Annotated in this window: 17 protein-coding genes and 1 tRNA gene; all 18 read left to right on the forward strand. The window is 60.5% G+C overall.

Annotated features, from left to right (window positions below; translation table 11 throughout):
• The first annotated feature begins 72 nt into the window (after positions 1-72).
• Entirely contained in the window at positions 73-822 is a 750-nt protein-coding gene (tpiA, locus tag ACWFUC_RS14015) for a triose-phosphate isomerase (RefSeq protein ID WP_489637202.1), read from the forward strand.
• A gap of 88 nt (positions 823-910) precedes the next feature.
• The gene (gene secG / locus ACWFUC_RS14020; protein WP_084320059.1) at positions 911-1,285 is read left to right on the forward strand and encodes a preprotein translocase subunit SecG; all 375 of its coding nucleotides are present in this window, start codon (positions 911-913) and stop codon (positions 1,283-1,285) included.
• A 109-nt stretch (positions 1,286-1,394) separates the two neighbouring features.
• Positions 1,395-1,479: transfer RNA gene (locus ACWFUC_RS14025), tRNA-Leu, on the forward strand.
• 119 nt (positions 1,480-1,598) lie between these two features.
• Positions 1,599-1,958, forward strand: a complete 360-nt coding sequence (locus ACWFUC_RS14030; RefSeq protein ID WP_006712939.1) for an NADH-quinone oxidoreductase subunit A — start codon at positions 1,599-1,601, stop codon at positions 1,956-1,958.
• A 3-nt stretch (positions 1,959-1,961) separates the two neighbouring features.
• Positions 1,962-2,438 (forward strand): NuoB/complex I 20 kDa subunit family protein, encoded by a 477-nt coding sequence (locus ACWFUC_RS14035; protein ID WP_006712940.1) that lies wholly within the window; start codon positions 1,962-1,964, stop codon positions 2,436-2,438.
• A 9-nt stretch (positions 2,439-2,447) separates the two neighbouring features.
• Positions 2,448-3,044 (forward strand): NADH-quinone oxidoreductase subunit C, encoded by a 597-nt coding sequence (locus tag ACWFUC_RS14040; RefSeq protein WP_034330585.1) that lies wholly within the window; start codon positions 2,448-2,450, stop codon positions 3,042-3,044.
• Entirely contained in the window at positions 3,044-4,297 is a 1,254-nt protein-coding gene (locus ACWFUC_RS14045) for an NADH-quinone oxidoreductase subunit D (RefSeq protein ID WP_034330584.1), read from the forward strand. Before ACWFUC_RS14040 ends, ACWFUC_RS14045 begins: the two co-directional genes overlap by 1 nt.
• An 88-nt stretch (positions 4,298-4,385) precedes the next feature.
• Positions 4,386-4,877, forward strand: a complete 492-nt coding sequence (gene nuoE / locus ACWFUC_RS14050; protein WP_006712943.1) for an NADH-quinone oxidoreductase subunit NuoE — start codon at positions 4,386-4,388, stop codon at positions 4,875-4,877.
• Positions 4,874-6,169 carry an NADH-quinone oxidoreductase subunit NuoF gene (nuoF, locus tag ACWFUC_RS14055; protein WP_008327658.1) on the forward strand — a complete coding sequence of 432 codons (1,296 nt, stop codon included), beginning with the start codon at positions 4,874-4,876 and terminating at the stop codon, positions 6,167-6,169. Before nuoE ends, nuoF begins: the two co-directional genes overlap by 4 nt.
• Before the next feature lie 82 nt (positions 6,170-6,251).
• Complete coding sequence (gene nuoG, locus ACWFUC_RS14060; protein WP_489625224.1) at positions 6,252-8,579, forward strand: NADH-quinone oxidoreductase subunit NuoG; 2,328 nt, start codon at positions 6,252-6,254, stop codon at positions 8,577-8,579.
• Positions 8,580-8,581: 2 nt separating this feature from the next.
• Positions 8,582-9,652, forward strand: a complete 1,071-nt coding sequence (nuoH, locus tag ACWFUC_RS14065; RefSeq protein ID WP_121039202.1) for an NADH-quinone oxidoreductase subunit NuoH — start codon at positions 8,582-8,584, stop codon at positions 9,650-9,652.
• Between the two features lie 21 nt (positions 9,653-9,673).
• Positions 9,674-10,162, forward strand: a complete 489-nt coding sequence (nuoI, locus tag ACWFUC_RS14070) for an NADH-quinone oxidoreductase subunit NuoI (protein ID WP_039786702.1) — start codon at positions 9,674-9,676, stop codon at positions 10,160-10,162.
• A gap of 144 nt (positions 10,163-10,306) precedes the next feature.
• Positions 10,307-10,969 carry an NADH-quinone oxidoreductase subunit J gene (locus tag ACWFUC_RS14075; RefSeq protein WP_034337675.1) on the forward strand — a complete coding sequence of 221 codons (663 nt, stop codon included), beginning with the start codon at positions 10,307-10,309 and terminating at the stop codon, positions 10,967-10,969.
• A gap of 18 nt (positions 10,970-10,987) precedes the next feature.
• Positions 10,988-11,296 carry an NADH-quinone oxidoreductase subunit NuoK gene (gene nuoK / locus ACWFUC_RS14080; protein ID WP_013233782.1) on the forward strand — a complete coding sequence of 103 codons (309 nt, stop codon included), beginning with the start codon at positions 10,988-10,990 and terminating at the stop codon, positions 11,294-11,296.
• Positions 11,297-11,410: 114 nt separating this feature from the next.
• Entirely contained in the window at positions 11,411-13,501 is a 2,091-nt protein-coding gene (nuoL, locus tag ACWFUC_RS14085; RefSeq protein WP_034337678.1) for an NADH-quinone oxidoreductase subunit L, read from the forward strand.
• A gap of 22 nt (positions 13,502-13,523) precedes the next feature.
• Positions 13,524-15,014: an NADH-quinone oxidoreductase subunit M gene (locus ACWFUC_RS14090; protein WP_039786695.1), complete on the forward strand. Its 1,491-nt coding sequence runs from the start codon at positions 13,524-13,526 to the stop codon at positions 15,012-15,014.
• Between the two features lie 155 nt (positions 15,015-15,169).
• Positions 15,170-16,678, forward strand: a complete 1,509-nt coding sequence (gene nuoN / locus ACWFUC_RS14095) for an NADH-quinone oxidoreductase subunit NuoN (protein WP_489625225.1) — start codon at positions 15,170-15,172, stop codon at positions 16,676-16,678.
• A 12-nt stretch (positions 16,679-16,690) separates the two neighbouring features.
• Positions 16,691-17,005 carry a DUF2818 family protein gene (locus ACWFUC_RS14100; RefSeq protein ID WP_259434758.1) on the forward strand — a complete coding sequence of 105 codons (315 nt, stop codon included), beginning with the start codon at positions 16,691-16,693 and terminating at the stop codon, positions 17,003-17,005.
• Positions 17,006-17,059: the final 54 nt, after the last annotated feature.

Consider the following 17,059-nt stretch of genomic DNA (forward strand, 5'->3'; position numbering starts at 1 on the left):
TTGCGCCAAGCGCCTGTACCGGCTACAATGCGAGGTTATCCAAATTGACACCCATCTCGTAGAAATCAGCCTATGCGTCGCAAACTCGTAGCCGGTAACTGGAAAATGAACGGCAGCCTGGCTGCCAATGCAGCCCTGGTGGCTGGTATCAAGGAAGGCCTGCCGGCTGACGTAGGTGACGTGGCTGTCTGTGTGCCGGCGCCTTATCTGGCGCAAGTGCAGGCCGCGATGGCCGGTTCGGCCGTGGCGCTGGGTGCGCAGGACATGTCCGCGCATGCTTCCGGTGCCTTCACCGGCGAGGTGTCTGCGGCGATGCTGCAGGAATTTGGTGTGCAATATGTCATTCTGGGTCACTCCGAGCGTCGCGCCTATCATGGCGAGAGCGATGCAGCGGTGGCGGCCAAGACGGTAGCAGCATTGAAGGCTGGCCTGGTGCCGGTGGTTTGCGTGGGCGAAACGCTGGAACAGCGCGAAGCCGGCCAGACCAACGAAATCGTGGGTGGCCAGCTCGACGTCGTACTCGCGGCGCTGAGCGTGGAAGAAGCGGCCCGCATCGTGGTGGCCTACGAACCGGTCTGGGCGATCGGCACCGGCAAGACTGCCACGCCGGAAATGGCCCAGGAAGTGCATGCGATGCTGCGTGCGCGTCTCGGCGCCAAGAGTGCGGAAGCGGCGGCCAAGGTGCGCGTCCTGTACGGCGGCAGCATGAAGCCGGACAACGCCGAGCAATTGCTGGCCATGGCCGACATCGATGGCGGCCTGATTGGCGGCGCGGCATTGAAGGCGGCAGATTTTCTGGCCATCATCAAGGCAGCGGCCTGAAGTGAAGTAAGGGGTTTGTCAGTTGCGGAAGCGATACTTTGACGCAGATGCAGCAGGCGATTGAAACATCAAGAGTGGACTTGTTTAAATGAATACTTTGTTTTTGGTAGTGGTTGTAGTTCAGGTGCTGGCAGCGCTGGCGATCATCGGTCTGGTGTTGCTGCAGCACGGCAAGGGCGCTGACATGGGTGCGGCCTTTGGCTCCGGCGCGTCGGGCAGTCTTTTCGGTGCGACCGGCTCGTCGAACTTCCTGTCGAAGTCGACCGCGGTGGCTGCCGGCATCTTCTTCGTGGCAACCCTGGGCTTGACCTTCATCGGCAATCATCACACTGCACAAAGCGGCAGCGTGATGGATAATCTGCAGGCGCCGGCCGTTCCTGCGCAGCAAGCTGCACCGGCTGCACCTGCTGCGCCGACCGAGGCTGCGAAGCCGGGCGACCAGTCGAACCAGATTCCGAAATAAGCCTTTGCGGATACTGAAATAATCGAAGAATAAAGTAGGAAGAATCTTTCTTTTTCGCTGATTGTGCATTGAACAAGAGTAACAAATGAAGGTACAATAGCTGCTTCAAGCCGACGTGGTGAAATTGGTAGACACGCTATCTTGAGGGGGTAGTGGCGAAAGCTGTACGAGTTCGAGTCTCGTCGTCGGCACCATAGAAATGAAATGAAAAGCCAGCGAAGGTCCTAGTGCCTGAGCTGGCTTTTTGTCGAGGAAGTTTCTGATTGATATTGAGAATCATTCCCATCGATAAACCAACGCATAGCGGCCAATCGTGAACCTCGAAAATTACTTCCCAGTCCTCCTGTTTATTCTTGTCGGCATCGGTGTCGGTGTCGCTCCCCAGCTCCTCGGTCGTCTTCTTGGTCCGCACAAGCCGGACGCTCAAAAAACTTCTCCTTACGAATGCGGTTTCGAAGCATTCGAAGATGCGCGCATGAAGTTCGATGTGCGCTACTACCTGATCGCCATCCTGTTCATCCTGTTTGATCTGGAAACCGCCTTCTTCTTCCCTTGGGGCGTGTCCATGCGTGAGCTGGGCTGGCAAGGTTTCGTCACGATGATGGTCTTCATCGCTGAATTTGTTGTCGGATTTTGGTACATCTGGAAAAAGGGTGCCCTGGATTGGGAGTAAGCCATGTCTATTGAAGGCGTATTGAATGAGGGGTTTGTTACCACCTCGCTGGATAAGGTAATCAACTGGACCCGTACCGGATCCCTGTGGCCCATGACCTTTGGTCTGGCGTGCTGCGCGGTTGAAATGATGCACGTCGGTGCGTCGCGTTACGACCTGGACCGCTTCGGTGCGGTGTTCCGTCCGTCGCCGCGCCAGTCCGACCTGATGATCGTGGCCGGCACCCTGTGCAACAAGATGGCGCCGGCGCTGCGCAAGGTCTACGACCAGATGCCGGAACCGCGCTGGGTGATCTCCATGGGCTCCTGTGCCAATGGTGGCGGCTATTACCACTATTCGTATTCGGTGGTGCGTGGCTGCGATCGCATCGTGCCGGTCGATGTGTATGTGCCGGGTTGCCCGCCGACGGCGGAAGCGCTGCTGTATGGCGTGATCCAGCTGCAGAACAAGATCAAGCGCACCAACACCATCGCGCGCTAAGAGGGCAGTATGACGACAAAATTGGAAACTCTCGAAGCCGCCCTGCGTAATGCGCTTGGAGGGTATCTTCAGAACCTGACCGTGGCCCTCGGTGAAGTCACCGTGGTGGTCAAGGCCGCTGACTACCTGTCGGCCATGCGCGTGCTGCGCGACCATGCCGACACCCGTTTCGAACAATTGCTGGACCTGTGCGGCGTGGATTATTCGACCTATGGCGATGGTGCCTGGGACGGTCCGCGCTTTGCCGTGGTGTCGCACCTGATGTCGATCTCGCACAACTGGCGTGTGCGTGTGCGCGTGTTCGCGCCGGATGACGACCTGCCCATCGTGGCCTCGGTCGATCCGATCTGGAATTCGGCTGGCTGGTACGAGCGTGAAGCGTTCGACTTCTACGGCATCCTCTTCGATGGCCACCCCGACCTGCGCCGCATCCTGACCGACTATGGCTTCATTGGTCACCCCTTCCGCAAGGACTTCCCGGTGTCCGGCTATGTCGAAATGCGTTACGACGCCGAACAGAAACGCGTCATCTATCAACCCGTAACGATCGAGCCGCGCGAAATCACCCCGCGCATCATTCGTGAAGAAAACTACGGGATCAAATAATGGCAGAGATCAAAAACTATACGCTGAACTTCGGTCCCCAGCACCCGGCCGCGCACGGCGTGTTGCGTCTGGTGCTGGAGCTGGATGGTGAAGTCATTCAGCGCGCCGACCCCCACATCGGCCTGCTGCACCGTGGTACCGAAAAGCTGGCCGAACAGAAGACCTTCCTGCAATCCGTGCCTTACATGGATCGCCTGGACTACGTCTCGATGATGAGCAACGAGCACGGTTACGTGCTGGCCATCGAGCGCCTGCTGGGTCTGGAAGTGCCGCTGCGCGCGCAGTACATCCGCGTGATGTTCGACGAAATCACCCGCCTGCTGAACCACCTGATGTGGATCGGCGCGCACGCGCTGGACGTGGGCGCCATGGGCGTGCTGCTGTATGCCTTCCGTGAGCGTGAAGACCTGTTCGACTGCTACGAAGCCGTCTCCGGCGCCCGCATGCACGCGGCTTACTACCGTCCGGGCGGCGTCTACCGCGACCTGCCGGACAGCATGCCGCAGTACAAGGCGTCCATCGTGCGCAACGAGAAGGCCATCCGCGAACTGAACGAAAATCGCCAGGGTTCGCTGCTGGACTTCATCGAAGACTTCACCAATCGTTTCCCGACCTATGTCGACGAATACGAAACCCTGCTGACCGACAACCGTATCTGGAAGCAGCGTCTGGTCGGCGTCGGCGTGGTCTCGCCGGAACGTGCATTGCAGATGGGCTTCACCGGTCCGATGCTGCGTGGCTCGGGCATCGCCTGGGACCTGCGCAAGAAGCAGCCGTATGAAGTGTATGACCTGCTGGACTTCGATATCCCCATCGGCAAGAACGGCGACTGCTACGACCGTTACCTGGTGCGCGTGGCCGAAATGCGCCAGTCCAACCGCATCATCAAGCAATGTGTGGAGTGGCTGCGCAACAATCCGGGTCCGGTCATTACCGACAACCACAAGATCGCGCCTCCCAAACGTGCGGACATGAAGTCCAACATGGAAGACCTGATCCACCACTTCAAGCTGTTCACCGAAGGCTTCCGTGTGCCTGCCGGCGAAGCGTATGCTGCGGTCGAGCATCCCAAGGGTGAATTCGGTATCTATCTGGTCTCCGACGGTGCCAACAAGCCGTACCGCCTGAAGATCCGTGCCCCGGGCTTTGCCCACCTGCAAGCCCTGAACGAAATGGCCAAGGGCCACATGATTGCCGATGCGGTCACCATCATTGGTACGCAAGACATCGTGTTCGGGGAAATCGACCGATAAGTCGAAGTGTAAGAGTCAAGGCGGGCTTCTCAGGAAGCCCGTCAAGTTTGGGGAATATCCAATAACCGCGCAGTACTGATGCGCATGGATGGCCAACGATATGCTGTTAAGTCAAGAAGCCCTTAAGAAAATCGATCGCGAACTCGCGAAATACCCGGCGGACCAGCGCCAGTCTGCGGTCATGTCCGCGCTGCGCATCGCCCAGGTGGAACATGGCTGGCTGCCGGCCGAGCTGCAGCAGGAAATTGCCGACTACATCGGCATGCCCGCCGTGGCCGTGCAGGAAGTCGCGACCTTCTACAACATGTTCAACACCAGCCCGGTGGGCAAGCACAAGATCACCGTGTGCACCAACCTGCCGTGTCTGCTGTCGGGTGGCGAGCGTGCTGCCCATCACCTGAAGCACAAGCTGGGCATCGATTATCGCGAAACCACGGCCGACGGCCAGTTCACGCTGATGGAAGGCGAATGCATGGGCGCTTGCGGCGACGCACCGGTCATGCTGGTCAACAACCATCAAATGTGCAGCTGGATGTCCAACGAAAAGATCGACGCGCTGCTGGAGGAACTGAAGAAATGACCTGCCTGCACGACCGCCACATCAAACCGCTGATCCTCGCCGACCTGAATGGCGAGAACTGGCATCTCGAGGATTACGTCAAGCGCGGCGGCTACGATTCGCTCAAGCGCATCCTCAACGAGAAGATCACTCCGGAACAAGTCATCGCCGACCTCAAGGCCTCGGGCCTGCGTGGCCGCGGCGGTGCGGGTTTCCCGACCGGCCTGAAGTGGAGCTTCATGCCGCGCCAGTTCCCGGGCCAGAAATACCTCGTGTGCAATACAGATGAAGGTGAGCCGGGCACTTTCAAGGACCGTGACATCATTCGTTACAATCCGCACGCATTGATCGAAGGCATGATCATCGGCGGCTACGCAATGGGCATCACGGTCGGCTACAACTACATCCACGGTGAAATCTTCGCCGAGTACGAGCGTTTCGAAGAAGCCCTGGAAGAAGCCCGTGCGGCCGGCTTCCTGGGTGACAACATCCTCGGTACCGGTTTCAGCTTCCAGCTGCATGCGCACCACGGTTATGGCGCCTACATCTGCGGCGAAGAAACCGCACTGCTGGAGTCGCTGGAAGGCAAGAAGGGCCAGCCGCGCTTCAAGCCGCCGTTCCCGGCCAGCTTCGGCCTGTACGGCAAGCCGACCACCATCAACAACACCGAGACCTTTGCGGCCGTGCCTTTCATCTTCAAGGTGGGCCCGCAGGCCTACGCCGAGATGGGCAAGCCCAACAACGGCGGTACCAAGATCTTCTCGATCTCGGGCGACGTCGAGCGTCCGGGCAACTACGAGATCCCGCTGGGCACGCCGTTCTCCACCCTGCTGGAACTGGCCGGTGGCATGCGCGGCGGCAAGAAGATCAAGGCCGTCATCCCGGGTGGTTCGTCCGCACCGGTGATCCGTGGCGACGTCATGATGGACACCACCATGGACTACGATGCCATCGCCAAGGCCGGCTCGATGCTGGGTTCGGGCGCGGTGATCGTGATGGACGAGACGCGTTGCATGGTCAAGTCGCTGCTGCGCCTGTCCTACTTCTACTATGAAGAATCCTGCGGCCAGTGCACACCGTGCCGCGAAGGCACCGGGTGGATGTACCGCATGGTGGAGCGTATCGAAAACGGTCACGGCAAGATGGAAGATCTGGACGTACTGAACTCGGTAGCCGACAACATCCAGGGTCGCACCATCTGTGCGCTCGGTGATGCAGCGGCGATGCCGGTACGCGCGTTCGTGAAGAATTTCCGCGAAGAGTTCGAATACCACATCGAGCACAAACACTGCCTGGTTCCGGCTTACATCTGAACAAGGCAGGGGATGCTGGCGGGATGCGATAAGCCTTCCGTCGGTATCGTTGGCAAAGAATATTTAGCTTGGGCAAACAGCCATGGTTGAAATCGAAATAGACGGCAAGAAGGTTGAAGTGCAAGAAGGCAGCATGGTCATGGACGCTGCCAACAAGATCGGCACGTACATCCCTCACTTCTGCTATCACAAGAAACTGTCCATCGCGGCCAACTGCCGCATGTGCCTGGTCGAGGTTGAAAAGGCCCCGAAGCCGCTGCCTGCCTGCGCCACGCCGGTCAACAACGGCATGATCGTGCGCACCGCCAGCGACAAGGCGGTCAAGGCCCAGAAGGGCGTGATGGAATTCCTCCTGATCAACCACCCGCTGGATTGCCCTATCTGCGACCAGGGCGGTGAGTGCCAGCTGCAGGATCTGGCCGTCGGTTACGGCGGTTCCTCCTCGCGCTACCAGGAAGAAAAGCGCGTCGTGGAGCCCAAGGACGTCGGTCCGCTGATCTCCATGAAGGAAATGAACCGCTGCATCCACTGCACCCGCTGCGTGCGCTTCGGCCAGGAAGTGGCCGGCGTGATGGAGCTGGGCATGCTGGGTCGCGGTGAGCATTCCGAGATCACCACCTTCGTCGGCAAGACCGTGGACTCCGAACTGTCGGGCAACATGATCGACCTGTGCCCGGTCGGTGCGTTGACCTCCAAGCCGTTCCGCTACAGCGCCCGTACCTGGGAACTGTCGCGCCGCAAGTCGGTGAGCCCGCACGACAGCGTTGGTGCCAACCTGATCGTCCAGGTCAAGAATGGCAAGGTCATGCGCGTGCTGCCCTTCGAAAACGAAGAAGTCAACGAGTGCTGGATCTCCGACAAGGACCGTTTCGCCTACGAAGCGCTGGACAGCGAACAACGCCTGACCAAGCCGATGTTGAAGCAAGACGGCAAGTGGCAGGAAGTGGACTGGCAGACCGCGCTGGAATACGTCGCCCATGGCCTGCGCAACATCCGTCACGAGCACGGTGCTGATTCCATCGCCGCGCTGGCTACCCCGTACTCCACGCTGGAAGAACTGAGCCTGCTGCAGAAGCTGGTGCGCGGTGTCGGTTCGGATAACGTCGATTTCCGCCTGCGCCAGTCCGACTTCGGCCTGGATGGCCAGATCAAGCCGTGGCTGGGCATGTCCATCGTCGAATTCTCGCAGCTGAACCGCGTCTTCGTGATCGGTTCCTTCCTGCGCAAGGATCATCCGCTGCTGTCGGCCCGCCTGCGCCAGTCCGCCAAGAGCGGTGCCAAGGTCAGCGTGCTGCACGCCACCGACGACGATCTGCTCATGCCGATCGCCAACAAGATCATCGCCGCTCCCTCGGCATGGCTGTCCGCCCTGGCCGAAGTGGCCGTGGCCGTGGCTGAAGCCAAGGGTGTGGCTGCTCCTGCCGCCTACGCTGGCGTGGTGGCATCGGACGCTGCCAAGGCAACCGCTGCCAGCCTGCTGTCGGGTGAAGGCCGTGGCGTCTTCCTCGGCAACGCCGCCGTCCAGCATCCGCAAGCTGCGCAACTGCATGCCGCCGCACAGTGGATCGCCGAACAGACCGGTGCCAAGCTGGGTGTGCTGACCGATGGTGGCAACGCCGTCGGTGGCTACCTGGCCAACGCCGTGCCGACCCCGGGCAAGGGCGCGAACGCCGCTGCCGCATTCGCACAGCCGCGCAAGGCTTACCTGTTGCTCAACGCCGAGCCGGAACTGGACAGCTACGATCCGCAAGCTGCGCGTGCCGCCCTGAACCAGGCCGAGATGGTCGTGGTGATGTCGGCCTACCAGCACGGTGCCGACTACGCCGACGTGCTGCTGCCGATCGCGCCCTTCACCGAAACCGCCGGCACCTTCGTCAATGCCGAAGGCCGTGCGCAAAGCTTCAACGGTACCGTCAAGCCGGCCGGCGATGCGCGTCCGGGCTGGAAGGTCCTGCGCGTGCTGGGCAACCTGCTGGAACTGGAAAACTTCGATTACGAAACCGCCGAATCCATCCGCGACGAGCTGCTGGGCAAAGAAACCGACCTGTCGGCGCGCCTGAACAACATTGCCAGCGTACAAGCGCAGGCTGTGCAAGCCGCCGCCGGTGGTGTCGAGCGCGTGGCCGATGTGCCCATCTACTTCGCCGACGCCATCGCACGCCGTTCGCCGCCGCTCTTGGAAACCCGCGACGGCCAGGCTCCGAAGGCATGGCTGTCGGCTACCCTGGCCGCCAAGCTGGGTGTGGCTGAAGGCGACAAGGTCAACGTCAAGCAAGGCTCGGGCAGCGCTGCGCTGACCGCCGCCATCGATAAGAAACTGCCGGAAAACGTGGTTCGCGTCGCTGCTGCGCACGCCTCCACCGCTGCACTGGGCGGCATGTTTGGCGCAATCGTCGTGGAGAAAGCGTAAAAATGGATCACCTGATCGCCCAAATCAACAATGTGGGACCGGCGCTGCTGGGTCCGACCCTGTTCACGCTGGTGTGGACTCTGGTCAAGATCCTGGTGGTGATGGTGCCGCTGCTGGTGTGCGTGGCCTACATGACCTACTGGGAGCGCAAGCTGATCGGCTGGATGCACGTGCGTCTGGGCCCGAACCGTGTGGGTCCCGCCGGTCTGCTGCAGCCCATCGCTGACGCCGTCAAGCTGATCTTCAAGGAAATCTCGACGCCGTCCAAGGCCAACAAGGCGCTGTTCTACCTGGCGCCGGTGATGACCATCATGCCGGCGCTGGCCGCCTGGGCGGTGGTGCCGTTCTCGCCGGAACACGTGCTGGCCAACGTCAACGCCGGCCTGCTGTATCTGATGGCCATTACCTCGATGGAAGTCTACGGCATCATCATCGCCGGCTGGGCCTCGAACTCGAAGTACGCCTTCCTGGGTGCGATGCGCGCTTCGGCACAGATGGTGTCCTACGAAATCTCGATGGGCTTCTGCCTGGTGGTGGTGCTGATGGTCACCGGCAGCCTGAACATGACCGACATCGTGCTGGCCCAGACCAAGGGGCAGTTCGCCGGCATGGGCCTGAACTTCCTGTCCTGGAACTGGCTGCCGCTGCTGCCGATCTTCGTGATCTACTTCGTCTCCGGCGTGGCCGAGACCAACCGCCACCCGTTCGACGTGGTGGAAGGTGAATCCGAAATCGTGGCCGGTCACATGATCGAATACTCGGGCATGTCCTTCGCCATGTTCTTCCTGGCCGAATACGCCGCGATGATCCTGATCTCGATCCTGACCGCACTGCTGTTCTTCGGCGGCTGGTCGGCTCCGGTGTCCGCGCTGGACTTCATCCCGGGCTGGATCTGGCTGGGCTTGAAGACCTTCTTCTTCCTGTCGCTGTACGTGTGGATCCGCGCATCGTTCCCGCGCTACCGCTATGACCAGATCATGCGTCTGGGCTGGAAAGTGTTCATCCCGCTGACCCTGGTCTGGCTGGTGGTCGTGGCGATCTGGATCCAGTCGCCCTGGAATATCTGGAAATAAGTTGGAAGGCTGAGGCTAAAAATGGAAGCTATTAAGGATTTTTTCGGCAGCCTGATGCTCCGCGAACTGTTCAAGGGCCTGGCCCTGACCGGTCGCTACCTGTTCAAGCGCAAGATCACCGTGCAGTTCCCCGAGGAAAAGACGCCGATGTCCCCGCGTTTCCGCGGCCTGCACGCGCTGCGCCGTTATCCCAACGGTGAAGAACGCTGCATCGCTTGCAAGCTGTGCGAAGCGGTCTGCCCGGCGATGGCCATCACCATCGAATCCGAGCAGCGTGACGACGGAACCCGTCGCACCAGCCGCTACGACATCGACCTGACCAAGTGCATCTTCTGCGGTTTCTGCGAAGAGTCCTGCCCGGTCGACTCGATCGTCGAAACGCACATCCTGGAATACCACGGTGAAAAGCGGGGCGACCTGTACTACACCAAGGAAATGCTGCTGGCAGTGGGCGACCGTTACGAAAACGAAATCGCGGCTGCACGTGCGGCCGACGCCGCCTACCGTTGATCGGTGCTGCCGGGTGGCCCTGCGAAATACGGGGCAGCCGGGCAGGGTGGTCCAGGGCTTGCGGCAAGGTGTCGGATGTATTGCGATGGGGTGGCCTGCTGTGCGGTCCCCGTGCTGATTGGATGAACCAACTTCTGGTTGATTATGGAATTTAAAACTGTCTTGTTCTACGTGTTCGCGGTGCTGGTGGTAATCGCCGCCGTTCGCGTCATCACGGCCCGCAACCCGGTGCATGCGGCGCTGTTCCTGGTGCTGTCCTTCTTCTCGGCAGCGGGCCTCTGGATGCTGCTCAAGGCCGAGTTCCTGGCCATCGTGCTGGTGCTGGTCTATGTCGGCGCGGTGATGGTGCTGTTCCTGTTCGTGGTGATGATGCTCGATATCAACATGGACAAGCTGCGCGAAGGCTTCTGGGGCTACTTCCCGCTGGCGGCCACCATCGGCGTGATCATCGTGCTGGAAATGGCAGCCGTGCTGCTCAACAGCTTCTGGGTCTACGAATCGCAGGTGCCGGCCGTCTCCGACACGCTGGGCCAGACCAAGCCGCTGGGCAAGCTGATCTTCACCGAATACGTCTACGCCTTTGAAGTGGCGGCCGTGATCCTGCTGGTGGCCATCGTCGCCGCCGTGGCACTGACCCTGCGCAAGCGCAAGGACAGCAAGTACTTCGATCCGGCCCAGGCCGTCAAGGTCAAGGCATCGGACCGCGTGCGCCTGGTCAGCATGAAGGCCGAATCCACCCGCAATGCACCCGCAGCCGACGCTGCCGCTGCAGCGGCCGACAAGCCGGCCGCCGGTCAACAATCTTAAGAAGGGCGCACAAGAATCATGGCAATCACGCTCTCCCACTACCTGATCATCGGCGCGATCCTGTTCGCGATCTCGATCGTCGGCATTTTCCTGAACCGCAAGAACGTCATCGTCCTGCTGATGGCCATCGAACTGATGCTGCTTGCGGTCAACATGAACTTCATTGCTTTCTCGCATTACCTCGGTGACGCGGGCGGACAGATCTTCGTGTTCTTCATCCTGACCGTGGCTGCGGCTGAGTCCGCCATCGGTCTGGCGATTCTGGTGGTGCTGTTCCGTAACCTGGATACCATCAACGTGGAAGACCTCGACAGCCTCAAGGGCTGAGTCGGCATCCGCAGCGTCCTGTTTTTGCGTTCTGGTTTGAATTTCATTTAAAGATGGGAGGCCCCCTTGCAGCAGCGCTGCGGGCGGGGCAGCCAATAAGCGATAAGGTTCATCATGGCTGGGCAACTTAACCCACATCTTCTTCTTGCTGTACCCCTGGCGCCGCTGGCAGGCTCGGCCATCGCCGGTCTGCTGGGTACCAAATTCTTCGGCAACGTGGTTGGCCGCAAGGTGTCGCATACCGCGACCATCCTGGGCGTGCTGATCGCCGCCATCATCTCCATCCAGACCCTGCTCGCAGTGCTGGACGGCGCGACCTACAACGGTACGCTGTACAACTGGATGACGGTGGCCGGCCTCAAGCTGGAGATCGGCTTCATGGTCGACAGCCTGACCGCGATGATGATGTGCGTGGTGACCTTCGTGTCCCTGATGGTGCACATCTACACCATCGGCTACATGGCCGAAGATGAAGGCTACAACCGCTTCTTCTCCTACATCTCGCTGTTCACCTTCTCCATGCTCATGCTGGTCATGAGCAACAACTTCCTGCAGCTGTTCTTCGGCTGGGAAGCGGTGGGCCTGGTGTCCTACCTGCTGATCGGTTTCTGGTACACCCGCCCGACCGCCATCAAGGCCAACATGAAGGCCTTCCTGGTCAACCGCGTGGGTGACTTCGGCTTCATCCTGGGTATCGGCCTGCTGCTGGCCTACGCCGGTTCGATGAACTACACCGAAGTCTTCGACAAGCGCGCCGAGCTGGCCCAGCTGACCCTGCCGGGTACCGACTGGATGCTGCTGACCGTGGCATGTATCTGCCTGTTCGTGGGTGCCATGGGCAAGTCGGCCCAGTTCCCGCTGCACGTCTGGCTGCCGGACTCGATGGAAGGCCCGACCCCGATTTCCGCGCTGATCCACGCCGCCACCATGGTGACGGCCGGTATCTTCATGGTGACCCGCATGTCGCCGCTGTTCGAACTGTCCGACACGGCGCTGTCCTTCATCCTGGTGATCGGTGCCATCACGGCGCTGTTCATGGGCTTCCTGGGCACCATGCAGAACGACATCAAGCGCGTGGTCGCTTACTCCACTCTGTCGCAGCTGGGTTACATGACCGTGGCACTGGGTGCGTCGGCCTACTCGGTGGCCGTGTTCCACCTGATGACCCACGCCTTCTTCAAGGCACTGCTGTTTCTGGGTGCCGGTTCGGTCATCATCGGCATGCACCACGACCAGGACATGCGCAACATGGGCGGCCTGCGCAAGTACATGCCCATCACCTGGATCACTTCGCTGCTGGGTTCGCTGGCGCTGATCGGCACCCCGTTCTTCTCGGGCTTCTACTCCAAGGATTCGATCATCGAAGCCGCGGCCGAGTCGCACCTGGCCGGTTCGGGCTTCGCGTATTTCGCCGTGCTGGCCAGCGTCTTCGTGACGGCCTTCTACTCCTTCCGCATGTATTTCATGGTCTTCCATGGCAAGGAGCGTTTCGGCCAAGCGCACGGCCATGACGATCACCACGCTCCGGCTGCGGCCCACGGCGTGCATGACGACCATGCGCACGATGCCCACGACGATCACGGCCACGATGAGCATCATCACGGCCTGGCCCCGGGTCAGAAGCCGCACGAGTCGCCGCTGGTGGTGACCCTGCCGCTGATCCTGCTGGCCATTCCCTCGGTCATCGTCGGTTTCTTCGCGATCTCGCCGATGCTGTATGGCGACTTCTTCAAGGGCGTGATCTTCTTCGGTGAAAATCACAAGGTCATGGAAGAACTGGCCCACGAATACCACGGCCCGGTGGCCATGGTGCTGCACGCCTTCACCAGCGCGCCGCTGTGGCTGGCTATCGCCGGTGTGGTCGTGGCGTACTACTGCTACATGATCAACCCGCGCGTGCCGGCCTGGTTCAAGGAAAAGTTCAGCATCATCTACACCATCCTGGACAACAAGTACTACATGGACAAGTTCAACGAAGTCGTCTTCGCCGGCGGTGCCCGCCTGCTGGGCAGCGGACTGTCCACCGTGGGCGACCGTGGCATCATCGACGGCCTGTTCGTCAACGGCAGCGCCAAGGTCGTCGGCTGGTTCTCGAAATTCACGCGTCTCTGGCAGTCCGGTTACATCTATCACTATGCGTTCGTGATGATCATCGGGGTGCTGGGTTTCCTGGTGTGGTTCATGCCGTTCCCGTTCGCCAAATAAGCTGTCCGAGTAAATAACAACCATGATGCAGTCAACATTTCCCATCTTGAGCCTCGCGATCTGGGTACCGATCGTCTTCGGCATCCTCGTCCTGGCACTGGGCCGCGACAGCAATCCGGGCCTGACCCGCTGGCTGGCGCTGTTCGGGTCGCTGGTCGGCCTGGTCGTTACTTTCCCGCTGATCCAGCACTTCGATCCGCTGGCGCACGGTTACCAGTTCGTCGAAAAGACGCCCTGGATCGACCGCTTCAGCATCAGCTACTTCCTCGGGCTGGACGGCATCTCGCTGTGGTTCGTGCCGCTGACCGCCTTCATCACGGTCATCGTGGTGCTGGCCGGCTGGGTGGTGATCCAGAAGCGCGTGGCCCAGTACATGGGTGCCTTCCTGATCCTCTCCGGCATCATGATCGGCGTGTTCTCCTCGCTGGATGCGATGCTGTTCTACGCCTTCTTCGAAGCGACCCTGATCCCGATGTTCATCATCGTGGGCGTCTGGGGCGGCGACAACCGCGTGTATGCAGCCTTCAAGCTGTTCCTGTACACGCTGCTGGGTTCGCTGCTGATGCTCATCGCCCTGATCTACCTGTACTACGTGTCGGGCGGCAGCTTCGAGATCCCGACCTGGCATCAGGTGCCGCTGTCGATGATGGAACAGAAGATCCTGTTCTTCGCCTTCCTGGCCGCTTTCGCGGTGAAGGTGCCGATGTGGCCGGTGCACACCTGGCTGCCTGACGCCCACGTGCAGGCACCGACCGGTGGCTCCATCGTGTTGGCTGCCATCATGCTGAAGCTGGGTGCCTACGGTTTCCTGCGCTTCTCGCTGCCAATCCTGCCGGACGCCAGCCATGCGCTGTCGGGTTTCATGATCTTCCTGTCACTGGTGGCCGTGATCTACATCGGTCTGGTGGCCCTGGTCCAGCAGGATATGAAGAAACTGGTCGCCTACTCGTCGATCGCCCACATGGGCTTCGTCACCCTGGGCTTCTTCATGTTCAACGACATGGCAGTGCAGGGCGGTATCGTGCAGATGATCTCGCACGGTTTCGTCTCCGGCGCGATGTTCATGTGTATCGGCGTGCTGTATGACCAGATGCACACCCGTGAGATTTCGCAGTACGGCGGTGTGGTCAACAAGATGCCGCGCTTCGCCTTCTTCTTCATCCTGTTCTCGCTGGCCAACTGCGGCCTGCCGGCCACTTCCGGTTTCGTCGGCGAATTCATGGTGATCCTGGGTGCAGTGAAGTTCAATTTCTGGATTGGCCTGCTGGCTGCTACCGCCCTGATCCTGGGCGCGGCGTACTCGCTGTGGCTGGCCAAGCGCGTGATCTTCGGTGCCGTGACCAACCATCACGTGGCTGAACTGGTGGATGTGAATGGCCGCGAGTTCTTCATCCTGGGCCTGCTGGCGATCGCTACCCTGGTCATGGGTATTTATCCCGGCATCATCACCGACAGCATCCAGACCTCGGTGACCGACCTGCTGAAGCACGTGGCGGTCTCCAAGATCAACTGATCTGCGCAGAAGAAGTGAAGGGCGGGGCGCTCGCGTCCCGCCGACAACCAAGCTGGGCAACAACGAGTAACGAGACGAGCCGGTGTGGCATTGCCGGTCGGGCGGCGCGATCAAGGTCGCGACACAAGCGGGCGTACACAAGCGGTAGTAACTAAATGAATAACATGAATCTGATCCCTGTCTATCCGGAAATATTTCTGCTGATCGCGACTTCCGCGATCCTGCTGATCGATATGTTCCTGCCGGAAAGCAAGCGCGTCATTACCTATCTGCTGTCCCTGGCAGCGATGGTGGTGTGTGCGGTACTGACCTTTGCCGACCTCAACACGGGCGCTACGGTCTACACGTTCAACAACATGTTCGTGTCCGATCCGCTGGCCAACCTGTTGAAGCTGTTCACCTACCTGGGGGTGGGCGTCACGCTCATCTACTCGCGCCAGTACAACACTGCTCGCGGCATCACCGGTGGTCCCCTGGGCGGCGAATATTACGCCCTGGCGCTGTTCGCGCTGCTGGGCCAGATGGTCATGATCTCCGGCAACAGCTTCCTGTCCATCTACCTGGGCCTGGAACTGATGTCGCTGTCGCTGTACGCCCTGGTGGCCCTGCGCCGTGACCACGCCGCTTCGACCGAAGCCGGCATGAAGTACTTCATCCTGGGTGCACTGGCCTCCGGTTTCCTGCTGTACGGCATGTCGATGCTCTATGGCGCGACCGGCGGTGCCCTGGAACTGAACGAAGTCTTCCGCGCCATCGTCTCCGGTACCGTTGACCGCACCCCGCTGGTGTTCGGCATCGTGTTCGTGGTGGCTGGCCTGGCCTTCAAGCTGGGTGCCGTGCCCTTCCACATGTGGGTGCCTGACGTCTACCAAGGTTCGCCCACCCCGGTGACCTTGCTGCTGGGTGCCGCACCGAAGCTGGCGACCTTCGCCATCACCTTCCGTCTGCTGGTCGAAGGCATGCTGCCGCTGGCCGTGGACTGGCAGCAGATGCTGATGGTGCTGGCCGTGCTGTCCATCATCCTGGGCAACGTCACCGCCATCGCACAGACCAACATCAAGCGCATGCTGGCCTACTCGACCATCTCGCACATGGGCTTCATGCTCTTGGGCATGCTGTCGGGCGTGGTGGACGGCAACCTGTTCTCGGCCGTCAACGCCTACAGCTCTTCGCTGTTCTACGCGGTGACCTATGTGATCACTACCCTGGGTTCCTTCGGCGTCATCATCCTGCTGTCGCGCTCGGGCTTCGAAGCTGACACCCTGGACGACTTCAAGGGCCTGAACCAGCGTAGCCCGTGGTTCGCCGCCGTGATGATGATCATGATGTTCTCGCTGGCCGGTATTCCCCCGCTGGTGGGCTTCTACGCCAAGCTGTCGGTGCTGCAGGCCGCCATGGCCACTGGCCAGATCTGGCTGCCGGTGCTGGCCGTGGTCTTCTCGCTGATCGGTGCCTTCTACTACATCCGCGTGGTCAAGGTGATGTATTTCGATGAGCCCACCGACACCAGCAAGATCGTCGCTACGCCTGAAATGCGTGTCGTGCTGAGCTTGAACGGTATCGCCGCCCTGGCCATCGGCCTGTGGCCGGGGCACCTGATGGATGCCTGCACCAACGCCATCGTCAGCACCCTGGCGACCTTCCTCAGCAAGGTCGTGGCGTAAGGAAACAGGGAAATGAACGTTTCCCTGTTCAGCTGGATCGTCATCCTGTTGGCCGCCGTGGCGGCCAATTTGCCTTTCTTCAACCAGCAATTGTTCGGCCTGATTCCGCTGAACAAGGACGCCGCCTGGGTCAAACCGATCTGGCTGCGGCTGCTGGAACTGGTGGTGCTGTATTTCCTGGTCGGCGTCGCTGCCCATCTGCTGGAAAGCGGCATCGGCAACGTCTTTTCGCAGGGCTGGGAATTCTATGCCATCACCGCTTGTCTGTTCCTGGTGCTGGCCTATCCTGGCTATGTGATGCGATACCTGCGCAAGCAGCACGCCTGAAGCAGCCTGCAAGAGGCGTCGGTCACTGACTGGCGCCTTTTTTCTTGGTGCGTG

The sequence above is a fragment of the Herbaspirillum sp. Her4 genome (assembly GCF_057961335.1).

What these genes read in the sequence shown, in the direction of transcription:
- tpiA (WP_489637202.1), top strand. Translation starts at nt 73, where the DNA reads ATGCGTCGCAAACTCGTAGCCGGTAACTGGAAAATGAACGGCAGCCTG.
- secG (WP_084320059.1), top strand. Translation starts at nt 911, where the DNA reads ATGAATACTTTGTTTTTGGTAGTGGTTGTAGTTCAGGTGCTGGCAGCG.
- ACWFUC_RS14035 (WP_006712940.1), top strand. Translation starts at nt 1,962, where the DNA reads ATGTCTATTGAAGGCGTATTGAATGAGGGGTTTGTTACCACCTCGCTG.
- ACWFUC_RS14040 (WP_034330585.1), top strand. Translation starts at nt 2,448, where the DNA reads ATGACGACAAAATTGGAAACTCTCGAAGCCGCCCTGCGTAATGCGCTT.
- ACWFUC_RS14045 (WP_034330584.1), top strand. Translation starts at nt 3,044, where the DNA reads ATGGCAGAGATCAAAAACTATACGCTGAACTTCGGTCCCCAGCACCCG.
- nuoE (WP_006712943.1), top strand. Translation starts at nt 4,386, where the DNA reads ATGGCCAACGATATGCTGTTAAGTCAAGAAGCCCTTAAGAAAATCGAT.
- nuoF (WP_008327658.1), top strand. Translation starts at nt 4,874, where the DNA reads ATGACCTGCCTGCACGACCGCCACATCAAACCGCTGATCCTCGCCGAC.
- nuoG (WP_489625224.1), top strand. Translation starts at nt 6,252, where the DNA reads ATGGTTGAAATCGAAATAGACGGCAAGAAGGTTGAAGTGCAAGAAGGC.
- nuoH (WP_121039202.1), top strand. Translation starts at nt 8,582, where the DNA reads ATGGATCACCTGATCGCCCAAATCAACAATGTGGGACCGGCGCTGCTG.
- nuoI (WP_039786702.1), top strand. Translation starts at nt 9,674, where the DNA reads ATGGAAGCTATTAAGGATTTTTTCGGCAGCCTGATGCTCCGCGAACTG.
- ACWFUC_RS14075 (WP_034337675.1), top strand. Translation starts at nt 10,307, where the DNA reads ATGGAATTTAAAACTGTCTTGTTCTACGTGTTCGCGGTGCTGGTGGTA.
- nuoK (WP_013233782.1), top strand. Translation starts at nt 10,988, where the DNA reads ATGGCAATCACGCTCTCCCACTACCTGATCATCGGCGCGATCCTGTTC.
- nuoL (WP_034337678.1), top strand. Translation starts at nt 11,411, where the DNA reads ATGGCTGGGCAACTTAACCCACATCTTCTTCTTGCTGTACCCCTGGCG.
- ACWFUC_RS14090 (WP_039786695.1), top strand. Translation starts at nt 13,524, where the DNA reads ATGATGCAGTCAACATTTCCCATCTTGAGCCTCGCGATCTGGGTACCG.
- nuoN (WP_489625225.1), top strand. Translation starts at nt 15,170, where the DNA reads ATGAATAACATGAATCTGATCCCTGTCTATCCGGAAATATTTCTGCTG.
- ACWFUC_RS14100 (WP_259434758.1), top strand. Translation starts at nt 16,691, where the DNA reads ATGAACGTTTCCCTGTTCAGCTGGATCGTCATCCTGTTGGCCGCCGTG.